General features: G+C 72.7%; 18 protein-coding genes. 8 read left to right on the top strand and 10 right to left on the bottom strand.

Annotation, left to right across the window (positions count from 1 at the left end):
• Nucleotides 1-6: 6 nt before the first annotated feature.
• A complete protein-coding gene (locus ACGFYY_RS06935; protein WP_393707632.1) occupies nt 7-930 on the bottom strand; it encodes an ADP-ribosylglycohydrolase family protein in 924 nt (307 codons plus the stop codon).
• Nucleotides 930-1,568 carry a TetR/AcrR family transcriptional regulator gene (locus tag ACGFYY_RS06930; protein WP_393707465.1) on the bottom strand — a complete coding sequence of 213 codons (639 nt, stop codon included), beginning with the start codon at nt 1,566-1,568 and terminating at the stop codon, nt 930-932. The genes ACGFYY_RS06935 and ACGFYY_RS06930 overlap by 1 nt, the downstream gene beginning before the upstream one ends.
• Nucleotides 1,569-1,769: 201 nt before the next feature.
• Between ACGFYY_RS06930 and ACGFYY_RS06925 the strand changes: the two genes are divergently transcribed.
• From ACGFYY_RS06925 to ACGFYY_RS06910, 4 genes are all read left to right on the top strand, one after another.
• Nucleotides 1,770-2,285, top strand: coding sequence for a hypothetical protein (locus tag ACGFYY_RS06925; protein ID WP_365276091.1), 516 nt, complete (start codon nt 1,770-1,772; stop codon nt 2,283-2,285).
• Nucleotides 2,286-2,388: 103 nt separating this feature from the next.
• The gene (gene lnt / locus ACGFYY_RS06920) at nt 2,389-4,014 is read left to right on the top strand and encodes an apolipoprotein N-acyltransferase (RefSeq protein ID WP_393707464.1); all 1,626 of its coding nucleotides are present in this window, start codon (nt 2,389-2,391) and stop codon (nt 4,012-4,014) included.
• Between the two features lie 37 nt (nt 4,015-4,051).
• Nucleotides 4,052-4,534, top strand: coding sequence for an NUDIX domain-containing protein (locus tag ACGFYY_RS06915; protein ID WP_393707463.1), 483 nt, complete (start codon nt 4,052-4,054; stop codon nt 4,532-4,534).
• A 102-nt stretch (nt 4,535-4,636) separates the two neighbouring features.
• Complete coding sequence (locus ACGFYY_RS06910; protein WP_393707462.1) at nt 4,637-5,836, top strand: acyltransferase family protein; 1,200 nt, start codon at nt 4,637-4,639, stop codon at nt 5,834-5,836.
• A 92-nt stretch (nt 5,837-5,928) separates the two neighbouring features.
• On the opposite strand, the gene ACGFYY_RS06905 is transcribed toward ACGFYY_RS06910, so the two are convergent.
• The 3 genes from ACGFYY_RS06905 to ACGFYY_RS06895 form a co-directional block, all read right to left on the bottom strand.
• Nucleotides 5,929-7,155 (bottom strand): cytochrome P450, encoded by a 1,227-nt coding sequence (locus tag ACGFYY_RS06905; protein WP_393707461.1) that lies wholly within the window; start codon nt 7,153-7,155, stop codon nt 5,929-5,931.
• 359 nt (nt 7,156-7,514) lie between these two features.
• The gene (locus ACGFYY_RS06900; RefSeq protein WP_393707460.1) at nt 7,515-8,279 is read right to left on the bottom strand and encodes a trypsin-like serine peptidase; all 765 of its coding nucleotides are present in this window, start codon (nt 8,277-8,279) and stop codon (nt 7,515-7,517) included.
• Nucleotides 8,280-8,419: 140 nt separating this feature from the next.
• A complete protein-coding gene (locus ACGFYY_RS06895; RefSeq protein ID WP_393707459.1) occupies nt 8,420-9,895 on the bottom strand; it encodes a hypothetical protein in 1,476 nt (491 codons plus the stop codon).
• Between the two features lie 159 nt (nt 9,896-10,054).
• Here ACGFYY_RS06895 and ACGFYY_RS06890 point away from each other — a divergent pair, with 159 nt between their 5' ends.
• From ACGFYY_RS06890 to ACGFYY_RS06880, 3 genes are all read left to right on the top strand, one after another.
• Complete coding sequence (locus tag ACGFYY_RS06890; protein ID WP_393707458.1) at nt 10,055-11,344, top strand: ATP-binding protein; 1,290 nt, start codon at nt 10,055-10,057, stop codon at nt 11,342-11,344.
• Nucleotides 11,345-11,721: 377 nt separating this feature from the next.
• The gene (locus tag ACGFYY_RS06885; protein WP_393707457.1) at nt 11,722-13,218 is read left to right on the top strand and encodes an IMP dehydrogenase; all 1,497 of its coding nucleotides are present in this window, start codon (nt 11,722-11,724) and stop codon (nt 13,216-13,218) included.
• 67 nt (nt 13,219-13,285) lie between these two features.
• Entirely contained in the window at nt 13,286-13,630 is a 345-nt protein-coding gene (locus ACGFYY_RS06880; RefSeq protein ID WP_393707456.1) for a DUF6191 domain-containing protein, read from the top strand.
• On the opposite strand, the gene ACGFYY_RS06875 is transcribed toward ACGFYY_RS06880, so the two are convergent.
• From ACGFYY_RS06875 to ACGFYY_RS06855, 5 genes are all read right to left on the bottom strand, one after another.
• Nucleotides 13,608-14,234, bottom strand: a complete 627-nt coding sequence (locus tag ACGFYY_RS06875) for a hypothetical protein (protein ID WP_393707455.1) — start codon at nt 14,232-14,234, stop codon at nt 13,608-13,610. The genes ACGFYY_RS06880 and ACGFYY_RS06875 overlap by 23 nt on opposite strands.
• A complete protein-coding gene (locus tag ACGFYY_RS06870) occupies nt 14,231-15,847 on the bottom strand; it encodes a serine/threonine-protein kinase (protein ID WP_393707454.1) in 1,617 nt (538 codons plus the stop codon). The genes ACGFYY_RS06875 and ACGFYY_RS06870 overlap by 4 nt, the downstream gene beginning before the upstream one ends.
• Before the next feature lie 145 nt (nt 15,848-15,992).
• Nucleotides 15,993-17,246 carry a Tm-1-like ATP-binding domain-containing protein gene (locus ACGFYY_RS06865; RefSeq protein ID WP_393707631.1) on the bottom strand — a complete coding sequence of 418 codons (1,254 nt, stop codon included), beginning with the start codon at nt 17,244-17,246 and terminating at the stop codon, nt 15,993-15,995.
• Between the two features lie 48 nt (nt 17,247-17,294).
• Complete coding sequence (locus ACGFYY_RS06860) at nt 17,295-17,774, bottom strand: NUDIX domain-containing protein (protein ID WP_393707453.1); 480 nt, start codon at nt 17,772-17,774, stop codon at nt 17,295-17,297.
• Nucleotides 17,775-17,857: 83 nt separating this feature from the next.
• On the bottom strand, nt 17,858-18,886 hold the full coding sequence (locus ACGFYY_RS06855) for a cation diffusion facilitator family transporter (RefSeq protein WP_365276054.1): 1,029 nt from the start codon (nt 18,884-18,886) through the stop codon (nt 17,858-17,860).
• 179 nt (nt 18,887-19,065) lie between these two features.
• On the opposite strand from ACGFYY_RS06855, the gene ACGFYY_RS06850 reads away from it, so the two are divergent.
• A complete protein-coding gene (locus tag ACGFYY_RS06850; protein WP_393707452.1) occupies nt 19,066-21,465 on the top strand; it encodes an FHA domain-containing protein in 2,400 nt (799 codons plus the stop codon).

Genomic DNA, 21,465 nt, shown 5'->3' with positions numbered 1-21,465 from the left:
TCCCCTTCAGCGGGATCCGGCCGCCGCGAGCCGCTGAGCCAGGGTGCGCAGGTCCGCCGCGTCCAGGACCCGGTCCCCGAAGCCGGGCAGCGGCACGTGCAACGTCGCCGTCCAGTGCTCCGGGATCGCCGCCGGGCCGTACCGGGCCCCGGCCAGGGTCCCCGTCACCGCGGCCACCGTGTCCGTGTCCCCGCCGAGGTCCACGGCGGCCCGTACGGCTCCCGCGAAGGTGGAGGTGGTCCGCAGCGCCCACACGGCCGAGCCCAGGCAGGGCCACACCGCACCGTTGAACTCGGTGGCGAGCTCCGGATGCCAGTCGGGGGCGAGCACCCGGCCGTACCGCTCGCGGTGGTTCGGGTGCACCGCGGCGAGCGTCGCGGGCAGGGCGGCGATCGGATCGGCCCCATCGAGGGCGACGCGGACGAGCTCGTGCAGGATCGCGGTCCCCTCCCAGGCGGCCCGGTCGCCGTGCGTCAGCGCCGCGATCCGCCGGGCCGCCTCCATGGTCCCCTCCCGCCCGGCGGGGGCGAAGTAGACCGCCGAGGTGGAGGCGCGCATCAGGGAACCGTTGCCCGCGGCCCGCGCGTTGATCTGGAAGTGCAGGGCCGCGGCCAGCTCCCAGGACTCGCCGTTGGTCAGCACGTCCTCGGTCTGCAGTCCGATGTCCTTGGGCTGCCCGGCCGCCCAGCGCCGGAACCGGTCGAAGATGTCCGGGAGTTCGAGACCGCCGCACTCCAGCAGGGATTCCGCGACGAGCACGGCCATCTGCGTGTCGTCCGTGGCCTCACCGGGGTCCCAGCCGCCGCCCCCGGCCATCTCCGCGCCGCGCGCGGTCAGTTCCCCCGCCGCCCCGAACTCGTAGGGCGCCCCCAGCGCGTCGCCGGCGGCCGAACCGACGACGGCACCCACCGCCCGATCCGATCGGGTGATCACCGGGTCTCCTCCTCGCACACGACCGCCAGCAGTTCGCGCGTGAAACGGTCCAGGTCGTCCAGGCCGGCCGCCGCCAGGGTGGCCGGGGCGCCGGTCAACAGGTGGGGGATGGCGCCGTGCAGGGCGAGCGTCAGGGCGCGGACCCGCGCCGGCCCGGCCGGTAGTCCGGCCGCGCGCAGCAGGTGCGCGTGCGCCGCGAAGTCCGCCGCCGCGACCGGGTCCAGCAGCTCGGCCAGCCAGGGTCGGCGCGCCGCCTCGGCCTGGAGCTCCAGATATGCCAGTACCCGGGTGCGGCCCGACCCGGCCGTGTCGCGCAGCAGTGCCGCGAGCAGTGCCGCGAGCAGTGCCGCGTCGGCGGGCCCCGCTCCGGGCCCCGGCTCCGCCACCACCCCGGGTCCTGCCCCGTGCTCGGGTCCGGGATCCGCCAGAGCCTCGGCCAGTGCGTGGTACCGCTCCGCGCAGCGTTCGGCCGCCGCCCGCAGCAGGGCGTCGCGGGTCGGGAAGTAGTTCTTGGCGGTGCCCGTCGGCACGGCGGCGGCCGCGTCGACGGCCCGGTGCGTCAGCCCGCGCCCGCCTTCCCGCGCCAGTACGGCGATGGCCGCGTCCCGCAGCCGGTTCCTCCGGTCCTGATTCACGTTGCCAGACTAACCACAACCGTGGTACCACAGATGTAGTAGCGCCCAGCGGGTCGCCTTCGCCTCCCGGAACCTGCACCGCTTCATGACCGGCCGCCACCCCGCCCTGCGCGACGCGCTCGTCCGCGGCGCGGGGGCCGCGCTGCACCGAGTGGGCGAGGGACGGTGGCGGGCAAGCGGAACGTGAGTACGCTGCTACTCATGACGGGTCACCCTCCGGGTCCGCTCTGGGCGGGCCGCGCCTCCAACCGTGTGCAGTGGCTGCTCGCCGCCATCGGTGCGGCCTGTCTCGCGCTGGGCATCGAACTCGCCGTCGACTACGCCTGGACCGCCGGCGTCATCCCGCTGCTCATGTCCGTGATCGGCTGCCTCGCCGTAGGGCTGCTGATCCTCTACGGCACCCTCGCCTTCGTGCACGTCGCCGTCACCGTCGACGCCGAGGCGATGGAGGTGCGCTGCGGCCACGTAGGGGTGCCCCGCCGCAGGATCCGGCTCACGGAGGTCACCTCCGCCGAGTTCGTCCCCAGCATCACCCCGCAGCAATGGGGCGGCTGGGGCCACCGCTGGCGCCCCGAGAAGGGCACCGCGATCATCGTCCGGCGCGGCGAGGGAGTGGCCCTCCTCCTCGACGACGGCAAGCGGTTCACCGTCACCGTCGACGACGCCGAGAACGCCGTCCGCGTCATCCGCACACACCTGCGCGCCCTGGCCCGGTAGACCGGGTGGACCAGGGGGAGGGTAGGCCCGGTAGAGGGGTGTCCCGTGGAGCGCGGCCGGGCGCTTACCGGCCCGCGAGGCGCGGGGACGTACACTCCGCCAGATGAGCAGCAGTGTCACCCGCGCGACCGGGAACGAGCCCTCGCAGTCCGCCGACGGGCACCCGGCCGAGACGGCCGCGCCCCCCGCGACCGCCCGGTCCGCCGCGCACCGGAAGGGGCTGTGGCTGCTGCGCGCCCTGCTCGCCACCCTCTCCGGCGTGCTGCTCTACCTCAGCTTCCCGCCCCGCCCGCTGTGGTGGCTGGCCCCCTTCGCCCTCGCCCTGCTCGCCGGCTGTCTGCACGGCCGCCGCGCCCGGGCCGGCTTCGGCCTCGGGCTCCTGGCCGGCCTCGGCTTCCTGCTGCCGCTCCTCGTCTGGACCGGTGAGGAGGTCGGCCCGGTGCCCTGGCTCGCGCTGAGCACCCTCGAAGCCCTCCTCATCGGCCTCACCGGCCTCGGTATCGCCCTGGTCAGCAGGCTCCCGGCCTGGCCGTTGTTCGCCGCCGCCGTCTGGGTCGCGGGCGAGGCCCTGCGGGCCCGGGCCCCCTTCGGCGGCTTCCCCTGGGGCAAGCTCGCCTTCGGACAGGCGGACGGCGTCTTCACCCCGCTCGTCGCCCTCGGCGGTACGCCCCTGCTCTCCTTCGGCGTCGCCCTCTGTGGATTCGGCCTCTACGAGGCCCTGCGCATCGCCCGCCGCCACCCCGGCCGCACCACGGCCGCGCTGACCGCGCTCACCGTCGTCGCCCCGATCGGCGTGGGCCTCGCCGCCCGCCCGCTGGTCTCCGACGCGGCCGAGGACGGCACCGCCGTGGTCGCCGTCATCCAGGGCAACGTTCCCCGCCTCGGGCTCGACTTCAACTCCCAGCGACGGGCCGTCCTCGACAACCACGCGAAGCGCACCGTCCAGCTCGCCGAGGACGTCAGGGCCGGGCGGGCCGCGAAGCCCGACTTCGTCGTCTGGCCGGAGAACTCCTCCGACCTCGACCCGTACGCCGAGCCCGACGCCCACGACGTCATCGACCGGGCCGTCAAGGCCATCGGTGTGCCCGTCGCCATCGGTGCCGTGGTGGCCCCGGAGACGGGCCCGCTGCGCAACACGATGATCCTGTGGGACCCGGTCGAGGGCCCCACCGTGACCTACGACAAGCGCAAGATCCAGCCCTTCGGCGAGCGCATCCCGATGCGCTCCGTCGTCCGCCTCTTCAGCTCCGACGTGGACCGGGTGCGCCGCGACTTCGGCCCCGGCAAGGACCCCGGCGTCTTCGACATGGCAGGCAGCGGCGTCGGCATGGTCACCTGTTTCGAGGCGGCCTTCGACGACGCCGTCCGTTCCACCGTCCGGGCCGGCGCCCAGGTGATCGCCGTACCGAGCAACAACGCCACCTTCGGCCGGACCCAGATGACCTACCAGCAGCTCGCCATGGACCGGATCCGCGCCGTCGAGCACAGCCGGACCGTCCTCGTTCCCGTCACCAGCGGGGTCAGCGCCGTCATCCGCCCCGACGGGAAGATCGTCTCGCAGACGAAGATGTTCACCGCGGACGCGCTGGTCGCCGAGATCCCGCTGCGCTCCGGGCGCACCCCGGCCACGGTCGTCGGCCCGCTCCCGGAGTACGCGCTGCTCCTGCTGGCCGCGGGCGGCCTCGGGTGGATCCTGAACCGCCGGATCCGCTCGCGCCGCGCCGCCTGACGTCGGCTTCCGGCCGGCGGCCTCGTAGGGTCGGGGCATGACCACACCCGATTTCATCCGCCGGATCCGCGCCAGCGCCGGGCATCAGCTGCTCCTGCTGCCCGGAGTCACGGCCATCGTCTTCGACGACCTCGGCCGGGTGCTGCTCGGCCGGCGCTCCGACACCGGGCACTGGGCGGTGGTCGGCGGAATCGCCGAACCGGGGGAGCAGCCCGCCGAGACCGCCGTGCGCGAGGTGTACGAGGAGACGGCGGTGCGCTGCGTCGTCGAGCGCGTGGTCCTCGTCCAGATGACGGAGCCCATGACGTACCCCAACGGGGACGTCTGTCAGTTCCAGGACATCACCTTCCGCTGCCGGGCGACGGGCGGCGAGGCGCGTGCCAACGATCACGAATCCCTCGAAGTGGCCTGGTTCGAGGTGGACGCGCTGCCTCCGCTGGATCCCTTCGGCCTGGACCGGATCCACCGGGCCCTGCGCGAGGAGCCGACCTGGTTCGAGGCCCCCACCGTTCTCACCTGATTCCCGGACCGGCGATGTGAGCCGCGCGTACGTGAGCTGTAGGGTTCCGCTGATCCGGAGCGGTAAATCAGACAGTCGTACATTCAAGGGGGCGGTCGAGGGATGACCTCGCGCAGTGCAGCCGGTGTGTCCGAGACGGGCGGCCGTGGTCGCGCGTCGGCCGGAGCGATTCCCGGCGGGCGTCTGGCGGTCCTCGACGGGGTACGGGTCCTCGCCGCGCTCGGCGTGCTCTTCTACCACTACTTCGCCCTCGAAAGCGCCTGGGGGAAGCCGCCCGCGGAGATCTTCCCGCACGCTCACCGGTTCGCCGTCTACGGCTGGCTCGGCGTGGAGATATTTTTCCTCGTCAGCGGGTTCGTCATTTGCATGAGCGCCTGGGGTCGCACCGTGGGCGACTTCGCGGTGTCCCGGATCTCCCGGCTCTTCCCCGCCTACTGGGCGGCCGTGGCCTTCACCACCCTCGTGCTGTTCGCCTGGCCCGAGGTCAGGGAGGCCAGTGGGTTCAGCGATGTCATGGTGAACCTCTCGATGCTCCAGGGCGGCGTCGGGGTCCCGAACATCGACGACGCGTACTGGACGCTCTTCGTCGAGCTGAAGTTCTACGTCCTGTTCGCGATCGTGGTCATGCGCGGCGTGACCTACCGCAACTGCGTCCTGTTCTGCGCGGCCTGGACCCTGGCCGGCGTCGTGGCTCCCGGTGCGGACAGCGGCGTGCTGTCCTTCTTCGCGTCCTCGTCCTCGTCCCCCTACTTCATCGCCGGCATCGGCTTCTACCTGATGCGCCGCTTCCGGCCGAACGCCGTGCTGTGGGCCGTCGTAGGCGTCCAGTTCCTGCTCGCGCAGCACTACGTGCACGCCCGCATGATCTCCAGCCTGGGCCGGGCGGCCACCGAGCGGACGCCGGCCTGGCCCGCCCATCTGGTCATCGCGCTCGGCTTCGCCCTGATGGCGGCCATCGCGCTCGGCGCCCTCGACGGCGTCCGGTGGCGCTGGCTCCCGCACGCCGGAGCGCTCACCTACCCGCTCTACCTGATCCACATGATGGCCGGACTGACCTTCATCCATCACTTCCGGCACGACGTGGCTCCCGTACCGCTGGTCATCGGGGTGACCGCCACGATGCTGGCGCTCGCCTGGCTCATCCACCGGCTCGTGGAACGCCCGCTCGGCCGAAGGCTGCGCGACGGACTGCGCCGCGGGATGCGGGACATCCGGGCGGACGCCTCCCGCACCCCCTCGATCGAACTGCTCCCCGCACAGCCCTCCGCCCCGGAGGCGGAACGCGTCCCGGCCGGCCGCTAGGTGTATTGACCCGCAGCGTTGTTGATTCGGCTGATGGGTGGGTGTCCGCCCAGCGGTGTGGCAGCGGTGGTGGTGTGCCGCCGACGGTCGTCTCAGCCCGCGGTCGGCGTGAACTCGACCCGTACGGACTTCGGTCCGCGAGTGAACACACCCTGCTGGGCCGGGTCGTACCCGGCGGCCGGTCGCAGGTCCGGCATCGCGTCGAGGAGCTGGTTCGTGGCGATCTCCACCTCGGCCCTCGCCAGCAGCGCCCCCACGCAGAAGTGCCGTCCCAGGGCGAACGCCAGGTGGTCCGCCGCTGCCGAGAAGGCGGTGGTCGCCGTCAGGTCGTCGCGGAGGATGTCGAACCGGTCCGGGTCGGCATAACGTTCCGGATCGCGATTGGCCGCTCCGATCAGGCAGGTGACGGTGGCTCCGGCGGGGATGGTGCCTTTGCCCATCGGGATGTCGGTGGCGGCCTGACGCATGATCATGTGAACTGGCGGACTGTAGCGCAGCGTCTCGGCGAAGGCCCGGTCGATGAGCCCGCGGTCCTGACGGACGGCCTCCAACTGTTCGGGATCGGCCAGGAGGTTCGCGAAGAGGCCCGCGACGGCCTTGTCCGTGGTCTCGGCGCCCGCGGTCAGGAGCAGGCTGCAGAAGGCCTTGATGTCCTCGTCGCTCATGCTCACGCCGTCGACCTCGGCGGTGCACAGCGCGGAGAGCAGGTCGTCGCCGAGGTCGTCCCGCCGTGCTCGGATGATCGGCAGCATGTACGCGGCGAACTCGGCCTGGGCGCGGGTTCCGGCCGCGGCGCACTCGGGGTCGCCGGACAGGTTGCCGGTGAAGGCCACGAAGGCCCGGTACCAGCCGCCGATGTGCCGTTGGCCCGACCGGTCCAGCCCGAACATGTCGGCGATGACCGTGATGGGGAAGTGCGAGGCGAAGCCGCTGACGAGGTCCACGGCCCCGGTCCCGCGGAAGCCGTCGATCAGCTCGCGGGCGTTGCGCTCGATGAGCGGTACGACCTTCTCCCGGAGCTCGTTGCCGCGGAAGGCGGGAGCCACCAGGGCACGCCGGGTGGCGTGCTCGCGGCCGCTCATCTGGAGCAGGGTCTTCCCGTGGACGGGTTCCGCCTGCCAGGCGTAGTTGTCCGTGGTGAAGTGCGATTCCTTGTCCTTGAACACCCGCGCCACGTCCTCGTAGCGCGAGACGAGGTAGCTCTGGGTCGCCTCGTGCCACACGGGCTCCGGACGGTCGCGCAGGGCGCGGTACGTCGGGTACGGGTTCTCGGCGAACTCCTGCGACAGGATGTCCGGGACGTTGTGCGCGGCGGTCATGGAGATCCCCCATCAGCTTGGCCTCCGGCGCGCCGTCCCTGCCGGCTCCGTCTTCGCCCCGGTATGCCGGACACCGGTCCGACGCGCTTGGAGAGCCTGCGGATTGCGGTCCGGTCGGTGGTGTCCGTTCAGCTGAACTCCTTCAAGGAAACACCACGCCGACCCCCGTCGCCAGGGCTTCGGCACCCGTGCCCGAACGGGCCCTGACCGCACGTGACATGGGGCGATCCATGGGGTTCGACGGGCTCCTGGGAGTTCGTCGGCGACGCCCCGGACGGCACAACAGCCGGAGGTTCGTCCGTTCTTTCGGTCCCAGGGCCCGACGGTCTCAGGGCCCGACGGTCCCAGGTCCGACCGCCTCAGGATCGTGCTTGCCGGTACAGCTCCGCCGCCCGGTCGCCCAGTACCGCGCTGTACGAGATCTCCGGGACGCTCCCGCCGCCCTCGTAGCCGCCGAGCACCCCGGCCAGCCGGCCGTCCACCAGCCAAGGGCTGCCGCTGGTACCGCCGGTGAGGTCCGGGCAGCCGATCCGGCGTTGGGTCGCCGAGAAGAGGTCGGTGGTGTTCGCGCAACGCACCGGGGCCTCCAGGCTGCGCGGGTAGCCGATGATCGTCACCTTGGCGTCGGCCGGCTGCGCGGCGGCGACCACGAACCCACCCACGCGGTCCTCCACGGCCTCGGTCTCCTCGCCGTCCACCGGGGCCACCGTGGCGAACGCGACGTCGTCGTCCGGGTCCTGACCGTCCGTCCAGCCCGCAGCGAGGTAGGCGCCGGTGAGCTTCCAGAAGCCGTACGGGGCCGTGCCGTCGCGGTAGCCCGGCGCGAAGAGGGTGGTGTCCGGGCTCTCCAGGCAGTGCGCGGCCGTGGCGATCACATCGCCCCGCTCGCTGTGCACCACGGAGGCGGTGCAGTGATGTCCGCCGTCCGGTCCGCCCGCGAAGAGCGCGCCCACCCGGTCGGTGGTGCCGCCGGGCAGGGCCCGTGCGGTCACGCCGAGCGGCGGTCCGGTGTCGGGCAGGTCCACGCCGAGCAGCGCGCCCATCGCGGCCAGCGCGAGCAGGATCCGGGACGCCCGCCGCGCACGGGTGCGCCGGGCCGTTCGGGGGAGCGTGGAGTGGATCATTTTTCCACCCTGCCCCCCGAACCTATGTCCGGAGGATGGTGTTCCGTATGAATCCCCTGTGAATCCTGTGAAGCTCGTGTGAAGGCCGGGTCATGCCCGGACAGGCCCCGCTATGTCGGATGTCGGCAGTCGATCGGCGGCTATCCACGCCGCTCGTAGACCGTCACCCGACGCCCCCGCACCTGCCGGTCGGCCACCACCGCGAAGTGCTCCCGCAGGACCTCCGCCTTGACCTTGTCCCGGTCCGCCGACGGCGCCTTCGCCACCTGCTCCGCGTCCGTCACCAGCAGCACCCGCCGCTGCCCGAGCAGCGCCGCCCGGATCAGCGCGGGCTCCTCCTCCTCGCCCTTCAACGTGGCCGAGGCGGCCGGGGACGCGGCCAGCGCCACATCGGCCAGCCCTCCGAAGGCGCCGGGCGAGACCAGCGCCGTGTCCCGCCGCGCGGCCGGCACGAACAGCACCGCGTCCCCGTCCCGCTTCAGCCCGGCCACTTCGCCGGCCACCGCGAGCACGTCGTCGATCCGGCTGGCCGGGGCCCGGTTGCCCAGCTCCACCGGCAGCAGCGCCAGGACCGAGACACCGGCCACGCCCGGCACCACCAGCCCCGCCGCCCTCGGCAGGCGCGGTGCGCAGGCCCGTACGGCGGCCCCCAGGGCGGCGCCGATCAGCAGCGCCAGCCCCACCATGCCGAACAGCACGTACCGGTCCTGGAACAGCGGCTGCACCAGGGACAGCCCGATCAGCCCGAGCAGCGGCACCGCCAGCAACGGCAGGCCCACCGCCGCCACCGGGACCGCCGTACGGTCCGCCCGCCCCGGCCGGCCCGCCCACGCGGCCAGGCCGCCGACCGCCAGGAGGATCCCCGGCCCGATCAGCGTGGTCCAGGTCAGCGGCTGTATCCAGGACACCTGCTCGGACTGGCGGCGGCTGAACAGGATCAACGGCAGCGCCCCCGCCACCGCGCCCGAGCCGTACGCCGCCCAGCGCAGCCACGTCCGCCGCCCGGCCCGCACCCACCCCAGGGTCGCCGCGTGCGCGGGCAGCACCAGCAGGGACAGCCAGTTCAGCAGGGCGCACACCAGCACGGTGACCCCGTACGCCGCCCAGCGTGGCCAGGCCCGCCGCCCGGGCCCGCGCTCCAGGAGCGAGACCAGCAGCAGCGTGGAGAGCCCGACCCCCGCCGCGACCAGCGCGTACGGGCGGCCCTCCTGGAGGTGGAACTGGACCGCCGGCAGCAGTCCGAGGGTCATTCCGCCGCCGAGCCCCGCCCAGAAGCCGGCCAGGCGCCGCCCGATCAGCGCCACGCACACCGCGGCGGCCGCGACGGCGAGGACCGAGGGCAGCCGCAGGGTCGTCGTGCTCGCCCCGAAGACCTCGAAGAGGCAGTGCATCAGCAGGTAGTAGAGCCCGTGCACGGCGTCCACGTTCGCGAGCATCGCCCATATCTCACCCGCCGACCGCCCCGCCACCTGCCAGGTCGCCGCCTCGTCCCGCCACACGCTGTCCTGCCGGGAGAGCCCCCACAGACCGAGTCCCAGGGTCCACAGCAGCGGGACCAGCCACACCAGAACGCGCCGACAACGGGATCCGGATATGGCAGATATGTCGGAAGGCATGAAGGTACGCGGATCCTCGGTGCGGGGCGTCGTCGGAAAGCACCAGTCTATGGACGCCACGGACGGTTTCCGGACCGGGTGTTGTGCATGACGGAGCGTGTTCGTCCGGCCCGCCGCCCCTAGCCTCGCCGCAGGAGCACGAACGAGGGGCGGTACCCGGTGAACTGGCTCATCCACGACTACCGCGAGAGCGATCTCGCGGCGGTGGTCCATCTGATCGACACCACGGCCGAACTCGGCCAGGAGTCCGTCTTCTCGCTCGCCGAGTGCATCAGCGCGCTGACCGACCGCCAGCCCTGCGTGGTCGCCGTCCACCAAGGCGTCCCGATCGGCGCGGCGCTCGCCTGCGTCACCGGCGAACGGGCCTGGGTCATGCGCATCGCGATCGCCTCCGGCTGGCGCGGCCGGGGCCTGGCCAGCGCCCTGCTCGTGGAACTGGAGCGACGGCTCGTCGCCGCCCGCGTCGGCCGCATCGCGTACGTCCTGCCGGAGGAGGACATGCTCGGAGAGGGCCTCCTCAACGCCGGATACACCCGACAGCCGGCCGTCGCCTACTTCGAGAAGACCGAGCCGCTGCACGGACCGGCCGCGGGCCTCCTCGACGACCTCGGCGGCCGCTTCCTCCAGGGCGACCTGTGGGCCAAGGTCGCCGGCATGGAGAAGGAGAAGGACCTCATCGAGCGGCGCGTGGTGCTGCCGCTCGCCGAACCGGAGCGGGCCGCCTCGCACGGGGTACGGCCGCCGCGTGCCATCACCCTCTTCGGACCACCCGGTACCGGCAAGACCACCTTCGCCCGGGCCATCGCCTCCCGGCTCGGCTGGCCCTTCGTGGAACTGCTGCCCTCCCGCCTCGCCGACCAGGGCAACCTGGCGGCCGCGCTGCGCGACGCCTTCGCCCGGATCGCCGAGCTGGAGCGCGTCCTCGTCTTCATCGACGAGGTCGAGGAGATCGCCCCGGTGCGCACCGAGCCCGCCCACCCCGGCGGGATCCACGGGGTGACCAACGAGCTGCTGAAGCTGATACCGGGCTTCCGTGAGGGCGACGAGCGGCTGCTGGTGTGCGCCACCAACTCCATCCGTTCCCTGGACCCGGCCTTCTTGCGGCCCGGGCGCTTCGACTACCTCATCCCCATCGGCACCCCGGACGCCGGGGCGCGCGCCGCGATCTGGTCGCGCTACACGGCGGGCCGCCCGGACGTCGACGTGAGCGCCCTGGTGGCGGCCACCGAGCTCTTCACGCCGGCCGACATCGAACACGCGGCGCGGATCGCGGCCCAGGTCTCCTTCGAGCGCGACCTGGAGGCGGTGGGCGCGCGGGGCGCGGCGGCCGCGCAGCTGGGCGCGACCACCGAGGACCACCTGGCGGCGGTCCGGCAGTGCCGGCCGACGGTGACCCCGGCGATGACGGGCGAGTTCGAGGCCGACATCACCGCGCACGCCCGGTTCTGACCCGGCCGGAGCCCGAACTTCCGTCCCCCGGTTGCGGCGGGGGCGGAACGCGGAACGGCCCGCGGCCACGCACGGAAGTGGCCGCGGGCCTCCCGACGACCCCGACACCGGGACGGCCCGGACCGGCCTGCGCCGCCTACAACTCCCTTGGCGAAAACCGACGTTGCCGGGGTCGCGATTCGTGCGACAGCCGAACGACCGCTAAAGTGCCAGGTCACGACCGCACCCCGTGGATCCATGGGCCGGTCAGGGCTCTGCCACGGCCGGTGGCAACTCCACGGCCGGTGTGCCGGTCTCTGCCTGCCCGGGCCCTGAAGCGGGGGCGATCCCCCACGGCGGGGCAGCCAGGCCCCGGCCGACCGGTCTGGAGGAAACGAGTGGCACAGATCATCGCCGAGGTCTCGCGGACGTTCAACGAGTTCCTGCTCCTGCCGAACCGGACCCGGACGGACTGCTCGGCCGCGACCGTCGACCTGCGCACCCCCCTGGCCCGGCACATCGTGGGCGAGGCACCGGCGATCGAGCTGCGGTCCCCGTTCACGTCCGCGATCATGCAGGCCGTCAGCACCCCCGAACTCGCCATCGCGCTCGCCCGCAACGGCGGCCTCAGCTTCCTGCACCACAACCGCTCGATCGAGGAGCAGGCGGCCGCGGTCCGCCAGGTGAAGGGCTTCAAAGCCGGATTCGTCACCAGCGACACCAACGTCCGGCCCGACGACAGCCTGGCCCTCCTGGTCGACGTCATGCGCCGGACCGGTCACAGCACCGCCGCCGTCACCCACGACGGGAGCGCCACCGGCCGTCTGCTCGGGCTGGTGACCTCCCGGGACTTCCACCCGCAGCGCCACGACCTGGCCGGACCGGTCGGTGGCCGGATGACCGCCGTCGCCGACCTGACCCACGCCGGGCCCGACACCACCCTGTCCGAGGCCAACGCGCTGCTGTGGGACGAGCGACTGGACTGCCTCCCGGTGCTGACCGCCGAGGGCCACCTGCAACACCTGGTGTTCCGCTCGGACTACGCGGACAACAAGCGGTTCCCCCACCAGCTCGTCGACGCCGCCAAGCGCCTGCGCGTGGGTGCGGGCATCAACACCCACGACTACCAGGAGCGCGTTCCGGCCCTGCTGGAGGCGGGGGCGGACGCCCTCTGCTTCGACTCGTCCGACGGCTACAGCGACTGGCAGGCGCAGGCCCTGACCTGGGTGAAGAAGCACTACCCGGAGGTCCCGGTCGGCGGCGGCAACGTGGTCGACGGCGAGGCGTTCACCTTCCTCGCCGAAGCCGGCGCGGACTTCGTGAAGGTCGGGGTGGGCGGCGGCTCCATCTGCATCACCCGCGACCAGAAGGGCATCGGCCGCGGCCAGGCAAGCGCCGTGCTCGACGTCGCCGCGGCCCGGGACGCCTTCCGCGAACGCACGGGGGAGTACGTGCCGATCTGCTCCGACGGCGGGCTGGTGCACGACTACCACGTGGCCCTGGCGCTGGCGATGGGCGCCGACTTCGTCATGATGGGGCGCTACTTCGCCCGCTTCGACCAGGCCGCGGGTGCGAAGCTGCCCACCCGGGACGGGTTCGTGAAGGAGTACTGGGGCGAGGGCTCGAACCGGGCCCGCAACTGGCAGCGCTACGGCCAGGGGGGCCAAGGGCTGCTCTTCGAGGAGGGTGTCGACGGCTACGTCCCCTACGCGGGGGACCTCGACGAGGGGCTCGCGCTGACCGTCGCGAAGCTCCGGACCACGATGGTCTCCTGCGGCTCCCGGACCCTGCCGGAGTTCCGGTCCACGGCCCGGCTGACCCTCGTCTCCGACCAGAGCTTCCAGGAGAGCCACGCGAACGTCACCCTGCGCGACACCCCGGTGACGATCTCCTGACGCACCGCCGGCCTCCCCCCGACCCCGGGCCGAGAGGCCCGGGCCCCGGGTCGGCTACCGTCTCCGCATGGGCTTCGTCGTCTTCATGACCCTTCCCGGTCTGGCTCTGGTCCTCACGGCCGTGGCCTTCCTCGACCTGGCACTCGCCCGCGCGGGCCGCGCCGGGCTGCTGCCCTGGCGGTGGAACGGCCGCCAGGGGCAGATCGCCGCCACCGGCTTCGAGCAGCTCCACGCCGGCTTCTCGCCGGGCAAGCAGAACGAGCTCAAGGAGCGGCAGAGCGCCCTCGTCATGCGCGACGACGAGGAGGACGGCGCCCCGCCGCGCACCCGGGTCGACCTCGACGGCGGGCTCGCCGTCGTCCGGCTGCCCGGCACCGCCGCCGCGCCGACTACGGGGTGCAGCGGTACGTGAAGTCCACCGCGGCCGTGCGCTGCCCGGGCGACACCAGCTGGAGCTCCGCCTTCGCCGGGTAGCTCCCCGTGCCCTTGAAGGTCCACAACAGGTGCAGTCGGGCCTCCCGTCGGCCGCGCGGCACCCGCTCGGTCAGCTGCTCGGACCGGGTGCCGTCGCTGCGCACCCACCGGTAGGTGAGGATGCCCGGGCGCCCGTTCGTCCCCACGACGGCCACCACATCGGCCGCCGAGTCACAGGCCGGGCCCTTCGGGTCGGTGCTCACGGCCACCTCCCGCACCTCGATGCCGGGGCCGAACCGCTGCCACCCGAGGTACACGAGGACCCCGGCCAGGACGAACGCCGCGAGGGCGTACCGCCGCAGGCCCGCCAGGCGGCGCCGCCGGGGCGCCGGTCCGAGGCCCGTCGTGGCATGGACGGGGAACGGCGCGGGCATGGCCGCGGTGACCCCGGGCCCGAACCGCAGCACGGAGCCCTCGACCCGGTCGGGAGCCACCGACTCGGGCGGCATCCGCTTCGTCGCGTCCGGGGGGCCGCTGAACCAGTGGCTGCCGAGGACGGTGGCGCTGTAGTCGTCGCCCTCGGGGGCACCGGACCCGGTCATCGGGGCACCTCCTGGTCCGTGCAGCGCAGCAGGTACTGCGAGGCCGACGCGGACTTGTTGCCCGCGGTGGGCTTGGTGGTGACGCGGACGCCGCCGTAGCAGCCGAGGCCGCGCGAGAAGGCGTGGGACCTGACCACCGGAGCCGTCGAGCCGGCCGGCACCACGAACGATTCCGAGCCGTCGGCGACGGAGTAGGAGCCCTGCGTCCTGCCCAGGAACCACTCCACCGTCACGGTGACCGAGCCGGTGCCCTGGGAGTTGACGGCGATCGTCGCGTCGCCCCGGTAGACCCCGGTCCTGAGCGACACGGAGACGTCCGTGACCTTCAGCGTGGGCGTCGGTGTCGGGGTCGGTGTGGGGGACCAGCTCACCGTCGGCGTCGGGGTGGGGCTCGTCGACCACGAGGGGGAGGTGGACGGCGACGCGGACGGAGTCGGCGAGGGGCTCGGGGACGCGGAGGGGCTCGGACTCGGCGAGGGGGAGGCGGACTCGCTCGGGCTCGGGCTCGGGCTCGGCGAGCCCGAGCCGGGCGGGGCCGCACTCGTCGTGGCGAAGGAGCTCACCGCCGAGGCCGCGTCCGGGGCCGCGCCGATCGCGTCCGTCGTCAGGACCAGCACGGTTCCCAGCACCAGTGCCACTCCCGCGGCGAGCCAGCCGCGACGGCCCGGTGCCCAGCTGGAACCGCTGGGCACGGTGGTCGTGGCGACCGCCGTGGTGCCCGCCGCCGAGCCGCCCGCCGAAGGGAACAGCAGCGGCAGCAGGGCGGCCAGCGCCGCCAGCTTGCGCTGTCCGCGCTCCTCCCACTCGGGCCCGTACGCCGCCAGCGCCACGCCCTCCAGCTCGGCGACGAACGCCTCGGCGTTCTCCGGCCGCTGCTCGGGCGCCTTCGCGAGGCCGCGCCGGATCAGCGGACGTACGGGCTCGGGCGCCTCGGTCTCCGGTACCGGCGCCTCGATGTGCTGGACGGCGAGCTCGGCGAAGTTCTCCCCGTCGAAGGGCTTGCGGCCGGTGAGGCACTCGAAGAAGGTCGCCGTCGCCGCGTACACGTCGGCCGCGGGTGAAGCCGGCCGGCCCTGCCACTGCTCGGGAGCCATGTAGGCGGGGGTTCCGGCCACGCCGGGCGTGCTGCCTCGGTTCGCCGCGATCCCGAAGTCCACCAGCTTCGACGAGCCGTCCGGCGCGACCAGGACGTTCTCCGGCTTGTAGTCGCGGTGGACCACGCCCGCCCGGTGCGCCGCCGCGAGCCCCAGCAAGGAGCCCTTGAGGACCACCAGCGCGGCCTCGGCATCGGCCCGCCCGGACTGCTTCAGCAGGGCGCGCAGGGAGATCCCGTCCACCAGCTCCATGACGATGGCGGCGCCGCCGGACGCCTCCACGTACTCGTACAGTCGGACCACGTACGGGGTCTGCAGCCCGCCCAGGAGCCGCGCCTCGGCCCGGAACTCGCCGACGAACGCCGGATCCTGGCGCAGCCTGTCGCTGAGGTACTTCACCGCGACCGGGGTGCCGGTACCGTCGTGGACGGCGAGCACCACGCGGCCGCTGCCACCCGCACCGAGCTCGCGGACCTCGGTGTAACCGGGGACCGACCATGCCGCCCGTGTGTCGTTCATCGTTCCCGCCCCCTGCCTGCCGTGTGGCGCCGCCGCATTCGCTCGGACGACCGGTCCCGGACCGGCGTCCACCGGCCCTTCCCGGACCGGACGCCCCAAGGGACGTGGTTTCCGCCGTGGCCGGTTCCCCACCACGGCGGATGGCTCAGGCCGCGGCCGACAGCGCACCGATCATGGCGTGCAGCCGGTCGGCCGCCGCCTGCCCGAAGGCCGGATCGTTGATGTGCGTGTCGTAGTCGTAGAGCCTGGTGGCACTTCCCCGCAGGCCCTCGCGCAGCGCCGAGAACAAGGCCCGGTCCGCGCCCGCGTCATGGTACGGCCCGCCCGGCGCGCCGAGCGTGGACAGTCCACGGAGCGGGACGCAGACCGCCGTGGGCCCGTTCGCCACGCGCAGTTTGGCGGCGACCCGGCGGCCGAGTTCCGCGCACTCGGCCGGGGTCGTACGGGTCACCGTGATGGACGGATTGTGGACGTGGACGCCCCGGTCGAGGAGCTGCCGGGGCAGGCTCTCCAGCGGGCCGAACTTCACCATGTCCAGTGCCCCCAGGCTCACCACCTGCGGGATTCCGGCCCGCCCGGCGGCGCTGAGCCGGTCGGGGCCCGCGCTGAGGATGCCCCCGCACAGGTCGTCGGCGAGCTCGCTGAGTGTGAGGTCGAGGACCCCCGCGAAGACCCCCTGTCCGGCAAGGTTCTCCAGGGTGCGGCCGCCGGTGCCGCTGACGTGGAAGACCAGCACCTCGTAGCCGAGCTCCGTCAGCCGCTCGCGCGCCGCGTCCACCCCGGCCGTGGTCACGCCCGCCATACTCGCCGCGATCAGCGGGCGGCCACCCGTGCCCAGCCGGGGCGGGCGGCCCTCCGGGGAGGTGCGGGCGTAGGCCCCGGCCATTCCGGAGATCGCCGCCACGGCGTTCGCCAGGACCGGTGCGGAGACGCTGTTGATCCCCGCGATGTCCACCACGCTGTACATCATGGTGATGTCCGAGGAGCCCACGTAGGGGCGGACGTCCCCGGACGCCATGGACGAGACCATCAGTTTTGGTACGCCGAGCGGCAGGGCGCGCATTGCCCGGGTGGCGATGGAGGTGCCGCCGCTCCCGCCGATGGCGAGCACCCCGTGCAGCCGGCCCTCGGCGTGCAGGCGTAAGAGGGTCGCCTCCGCGCCCCTCGCCATGGTGGTCACGGCCGCACCCCGGTCGGCGGCCGTGCGCAGTTCCGACAGTTCCGTTCCCGCCGCCCGGGCCACCGCGTCCCGCGGCACGTCGGCGGCCACCCGGGGTTCGCCCATGATTCCTGTGTCGACCAGTACCACTTCGACGCCGGCGCGCAGCAGCCTCTCGCGCAGCCAGCCGTACTCCACACCCTTGGTGTCCAAGGTTCCCACCAGCACGACGTTCGTCATGTGTGCAATGTCCATGCAGGTAAGGGTGTTGGCAAGTGCAAGTGTGGGTCAAACCTTCAGGAGCTCCAACAGTCGCTCCAGGAAGGGAAGTTGGGCGGGAATCAGCAGGTTTTGCGCCATGGTTGGAGCAAACCAGGCCACTCGGTCCAGCTCCGGGAAGTCCTGGACGTTCCCGGAGTGCGGCGGCCACTCCATCGAGAAGGTCCCGGGCACCATCAGCGCGGGGTCGAGATCCGCCTCCACCGCCCAGATGGTCACCAGCTTTCCGCTGGTCAGGCGCACCTCGCCCAGCGGGACGTACTCGCCCTCCGGCGGTGGCAGCCCGATCTCCTCGGTGAATTCCCGCCGGGCCGCGTCCCGTGGAGTCTCCTCCGGTCCGTATTCACCCTTGGGGATGGCCCAGCCACCGACTTCCCGCCCGGCCCAGAGGGGGCCGCCCATACGTCCGAGGAGCACCTCGACCCCGGACTTCGACTCCGGACCCGTCCGCCGGAAGAGAAGCAGTCCGGCACTGCGTTTGTGCGTCATGGGTCCATCCATGCCCCGTGGGGACCCGTGCCAATGACGTGCGGTCCGCGTTCCGCCGTGACGGCGGCCGGCACCGACGGCCCTCAGTGGTCGTGCGGCCCCTGCCGGTGGACCGGACCGTGAGCGTCGGCGCAGTGGGCGTCGGACGCGCCCCCGCCCCCACGGCCGACCGTCAGGAGGGACTCCTGCGCGTGGTCCACCTGGAGGGTGGTGTGCGTGATCCCGTACTCCTTGTCCAGCAGCTGCTCCAGCTCCCGACGTACGGCGTGGCAGTCGCCCGCCGGCTCCACCAGCACGTGCGCGGACAGCGCGGCCTGACCCGAGGTGATCGTCCAGATGTGCAGGTCGTGCACCTCGGTGACGGGCGGGTGCCCCACCAGCCGGTCGCCGACCGCGTCCGGGTCCACATGGGCGGGAGCTGCCTCCAGGAGGATCCGGCCGGACTCGCGGACCAGCCCGTAGCCCGCCTTGACCATCAACACCACCACGACCAGCGTGGCGATCGCGTCCGCCTGCCGGAAACCGGTGGTCAGCACGATCAGACCGGCGATCGCGGTTCCGATGAAGGCGAACAGGTCGTTCAGGATGTGCTGGTAGGCGCCCTCGACGACGAGCGTCGAACGGTTCGCCCGGGAGATGCACCAGGCCGCGGCCACATTGACGACGATGCCCGCGAGCGCCGTCACCACGACCAGCCCGCCCTCCACGGGCGGCGGGTCCAGCAGCCGCCGCACCGCCTCGTACGCCAGCCAGAGCGCCAGAAGGATCAGCGTCAGCCCGTTCGCCTGGGCGGAGAGTATCTCCGCCCGCTTGAGGCCGTACGTGAAACCGCCGCGGGCGGGGCGTGCGGCCAGCCGCATGGCGATCAGCGCCAGGACGATCGAGACGGCGTCGGTCAGCATGTGGGCCGCGTCCGAGATCAGGGCCAGCGAGTTGGCCATGACGCCGATGACCACCTCGACGGCCATGAACCCGCCGATCAGGGCCAGCGCGATCGCCAGCCAGCGCCGGTCGGCGTCCGCCGACACGCCGTGGCTGTGCCCTCCGGGTCCGTGGCCGTGGCCGTCCGACCCGTGTGCGTGGCCGTCGTGCGCGTGGTCGTGCCCACTCATGGCGTCCCCCGTCTCGTCGCGGCACCCGTGTGTTCGGTCCCGTCGCGTGAAGTGAAGCGCACCGCGGCGGGATCGGCAAAGGCTGCAACGGGGACCGTTGTCATTACCCATAAGGGGCCTCTGACCTGCGACGATGTCCGACCGGTGCCGGACCTTCGCGATCGTGGGAAAATCTGTTCATGGTCCAGCGCCCCGGTGTGCCGACCGCGCCCCAGCTCGTCCTGGTGACCGACTGGGGCGCCACCGAGATGGATCCCGACCGGATCTACCACGTCGGTCGGGACCCCCTTTGCGAGATCTGCCTCGACGACGCCCGCGTCTCCTGGCACCACGCGATCCTGCGCCCGGACGGCGACCACTGGACGCTTGAGGACGAGGGCAGCACCAACGGCACCTACGCCGACGGCCACCGGGTCCACGAGTGGAGCGTCGGCGTCGGCACCGAGCTGCGCTTCGGCAGCGTCGAGGACGGGCCGCGCGCCGCCGTCATCAGCCCCGCGCCGCCGGCGTCGCCACCGCCACCACCGCCACCCCCGCCGCCCCCCGCGGCGGCCGGCGGCCGACCCTCCCAGGTCGCGAACCCGTCCATGACCGGTACCTTCCGGCAGCCGACGACCGTACGACCGCTGCCGGTCCGTACCACCGTCCGCATCGGCCGCGCCCCCGACAGCGACCTCGTCGTGGACGACCTCACCGTGTCCCGCCGGCACGCCGAACTGCACGCCCTCGCCGACGGCGGCTACGAGATCGTCGACCTCGGCAGTCACAACGGCACCTACCTCAACGGCGCCGCCGTCACCCGGGCCACCCCCGTCACCGAGGGCGACATCGTCGGCATCGGCCACTCGGTCTTCTGCCTCGTCGGCGACCAGCTCCAGGAGTACGTGGACACCGGCGAGATCTCCCTCGACGTGCAGGGCCTCGGCGTCGTCGTCGACCGTGGCCGCAAGACCCTCCTCGACCGGGTCACCTTCCCGGTCGGCGCCAAATGCCTGCTCGCCGTCGTGGGCCCCAGCGGAGCCGGCAAATCCACCCTGCTCGGCGCACTGACCGGCCTACGCCCCGCCGACCAGGGCACCGTCCTGTACGACGGGCGCGACCTCTACCGCGACTACGCCGAGCTGCGCAGCCGCATCGGCCTCGTCCCGCAGGACGACATCCTGCACTCCCAGCTCACCGTCCGGCGCGCCCTCACCTACGCCGCCGAACTGCGCTTTCCGCAGGACACCGCCACGGCCGAGCGGCAGGCCCGGGTCGACGAGGTGATCGGCGAACTCGGCCTCGAACAACGCGCCGACCAGCCCATCCACAGCCTCTCCGGCGGCCAGCGCAAACGTGTCTCCGTCGCCCTGGAACTGCTCACCAAGCCCTCCCTGCTCTTCCTGGACGAGCCCACCTCCGGCCTCGACCCCGGCATGGACCGCTCGGTGATGAACATGCTGCGCGACCTCGCGGACGACGGCCGCACGGTCATCGTCGTCACCCACAGCGTGCTCAACCTCGAAGGCTGCGACCGCCTCCTGGTCCTCGCCCCCGGCGGGCGCATCGCGTACTACGGCGCCCCCGGGGACGCCCTCGACTTCTTCGGCTTCGAACAGTGGCCCGAGGCCTTCGAAGCCTTCGAGAACGAGCGCGACCGCGACTGGGCCGGGGAGTACCGGGCCTCGCCGCTGCAGCACCGCTACATCGACGTCGCCGGCGGGCCGCCGCTCACGGCACAGGCCGACCGAGCCGCCGGCGTCCCGCCGCGGCCACCCCACAAGGCCCAGAGTTGGGGCTCTCAGCTGTCCACCCTGACCCGCCGGTACGCCGCCGTGCTCAGGTCCGACCGCACCTTCCTGATCATCATGGTCGCGCTGCCGTTCGTCATGGGAGCCATGACCCGCGCGCTGGCCGGCAACACCCTCAACGCCGAAACGGCGCTGAACGCCCTGTTCATCCTGTGCGTGGGTGGCGTCCTGATCGGCGCCGCCAACGCGGTGCGCGAACTCGTCAAGGAGCGCGTCATCTATCGGCGCGAGCGTTCCGTCGGCCTGTCCCGGTCCGCCTACCTGATGTCCAAGATCGTGGTCCTCGGCGTGATCACCGTCGCCCAGGCCGTGGTCCTCACCCTCGTCGGCCTCGCCGGAGTCACCATCAACGCCCCCGGTGGCCGCGGCAACTTCATGCCACCACTGATCGAAATCACGCTCGCCGTCGCCCTGCTGTCCCTCACCGCGATGCTGCTCGGCCTGCTGATCTCCGCCCTGGTGACCAAGGAGGAGGTCACCATGCCGCTCCTGGTCCTCCTCACGATCGTCCAGGTCGTCTTCTGCGGCTCCCTGCTGAAACTCACCGGCGTCCCCGTCATCGAACAGCTGGCCTGGTTCGTACCGGCCCGGTGGGCCATGGGAGCCATGGCGGGCACCATCGACCTCGGCGCGATCGTGCCCGGAAAGATCACCCAGGACCCGCTGTTCGACCACAAGGCCCACCTCTGGCTTCTCGAAATGGGCATGCTCGTCGTCCTGTCCGTGCTGTTCGCCGTGCTGGTCGCCCGGCTGCTGCGCCGCCACGAGCCGACCGTCATGCGGAAGTAG

It is taken from the genome of Streptomyces sp. NPDC048331, assembly GCF_043201215.1.
Classification (GTDB): Bacteria; Actinomycetota; Actinomycetes; order Streptomycetales; family Streptomycetaceae; genus Streptomyces.
This window is presented reverse-complemented; position numbering and strand designations above follow the sequence as displayed.

Coding starts and splice junctions, on each gene's coding strand:
- ACGFYY_RS06865 (WP_393707631.1), bottom strand. CDS start 17,246: ATGACGAACGTCGTGCTGGTGGGAACCTTGGACACCAAGGGTGTGGAG.
- ACGFYY_RS06850 (WP_393707452.1), top strand. CDS start 19,066: ATGGTCCAGCGCCCCGGTGTGCCGACCGCGCCCCAGCTCGTCCTGGTG.
- ACGFYY_RS06855 (WP_365276054.1), bottom strand. CDS start 18,886: ATGAGTGGGCACGACCACGCGCACGACGGCCACGCACACGGGTCGGAC.
- ACGFYY_RS06900 (WP_393707460.1), bottom strand. CDS start 8,279: ATGATCCACTCCACGCTCCCCCGAACGGCCCGGCGCACCCGTGCGCGG.
- ACGFYY_RS06870 (WP_393707454.1), bottom strand. CDS start 15,847: ATGAACGACACACGGGCGGCATGGTCGGTCCCCGGTTACACCGAGGTC.
- ACGFYY_RS06910 (WP_393707462.1), top strand. CDS start 4,637: ATGACCTCGCGCAGTGCAGCCGGTGTGTCCGAGACGGGCGGCCGTGGT.
- ACGFYY_RS06915 (WP_393707463.1), top strand. CDS start 4,052: ATGACCACACCCGATTTCATCCGCCGGATCCGCGCCAGCGCCGGGCAT.
- ACGFYY_RS06880 (WP_393707456.1), top strand. CDS start 13,286: ATGGGCTTCGTCGTCTTCATGACCCTTCCCGGTCTGGCTCTGGTCCTC.
- ACGFYY_RS06905 (WP_393707461.1), bottom strand. CDS start 7,155: ATGACCGCCGCGCACAACGTCCCGGACATCCTGTCGCAGGAGTTCGCC.
- ACGFYY_RS06925 (WP_365276091.1), top strand. CDS start 1,770: ATGACGGGTCACCCTCCGGGTCCGCTCTGGGCGGGCCGCGCCTCCAAC.
- ACGFYY_RS06875 (WP_393707455.1), bottom strand. CDS start 14,234: ATGACCGGGTCCGGTGCCCCCGAGGGCGACGACTACAGCGCCACCGTC.
- ACGFYY_RS06895 (WP_393707459.1), bottom strand. CDS start 9,895: ATGCCTTCCGACATATCTGCCATATCCGGATCCCGTTGTCGGCGCGTT.
- lnt (WP_393707464.1), top strand. CDS start 2,389: ATGAGCAGCAGTGTCACCCGCGCGACCGGGAACGAGCCCTCGCAGTCC.
- ACGFYY_RS06860 (WP_393707453.1), bottom strand. CDS start 17,774: ATGACGCACAAACGCAGTGCCGGACTGCTTCTCTTCCGGCGGACGGGT.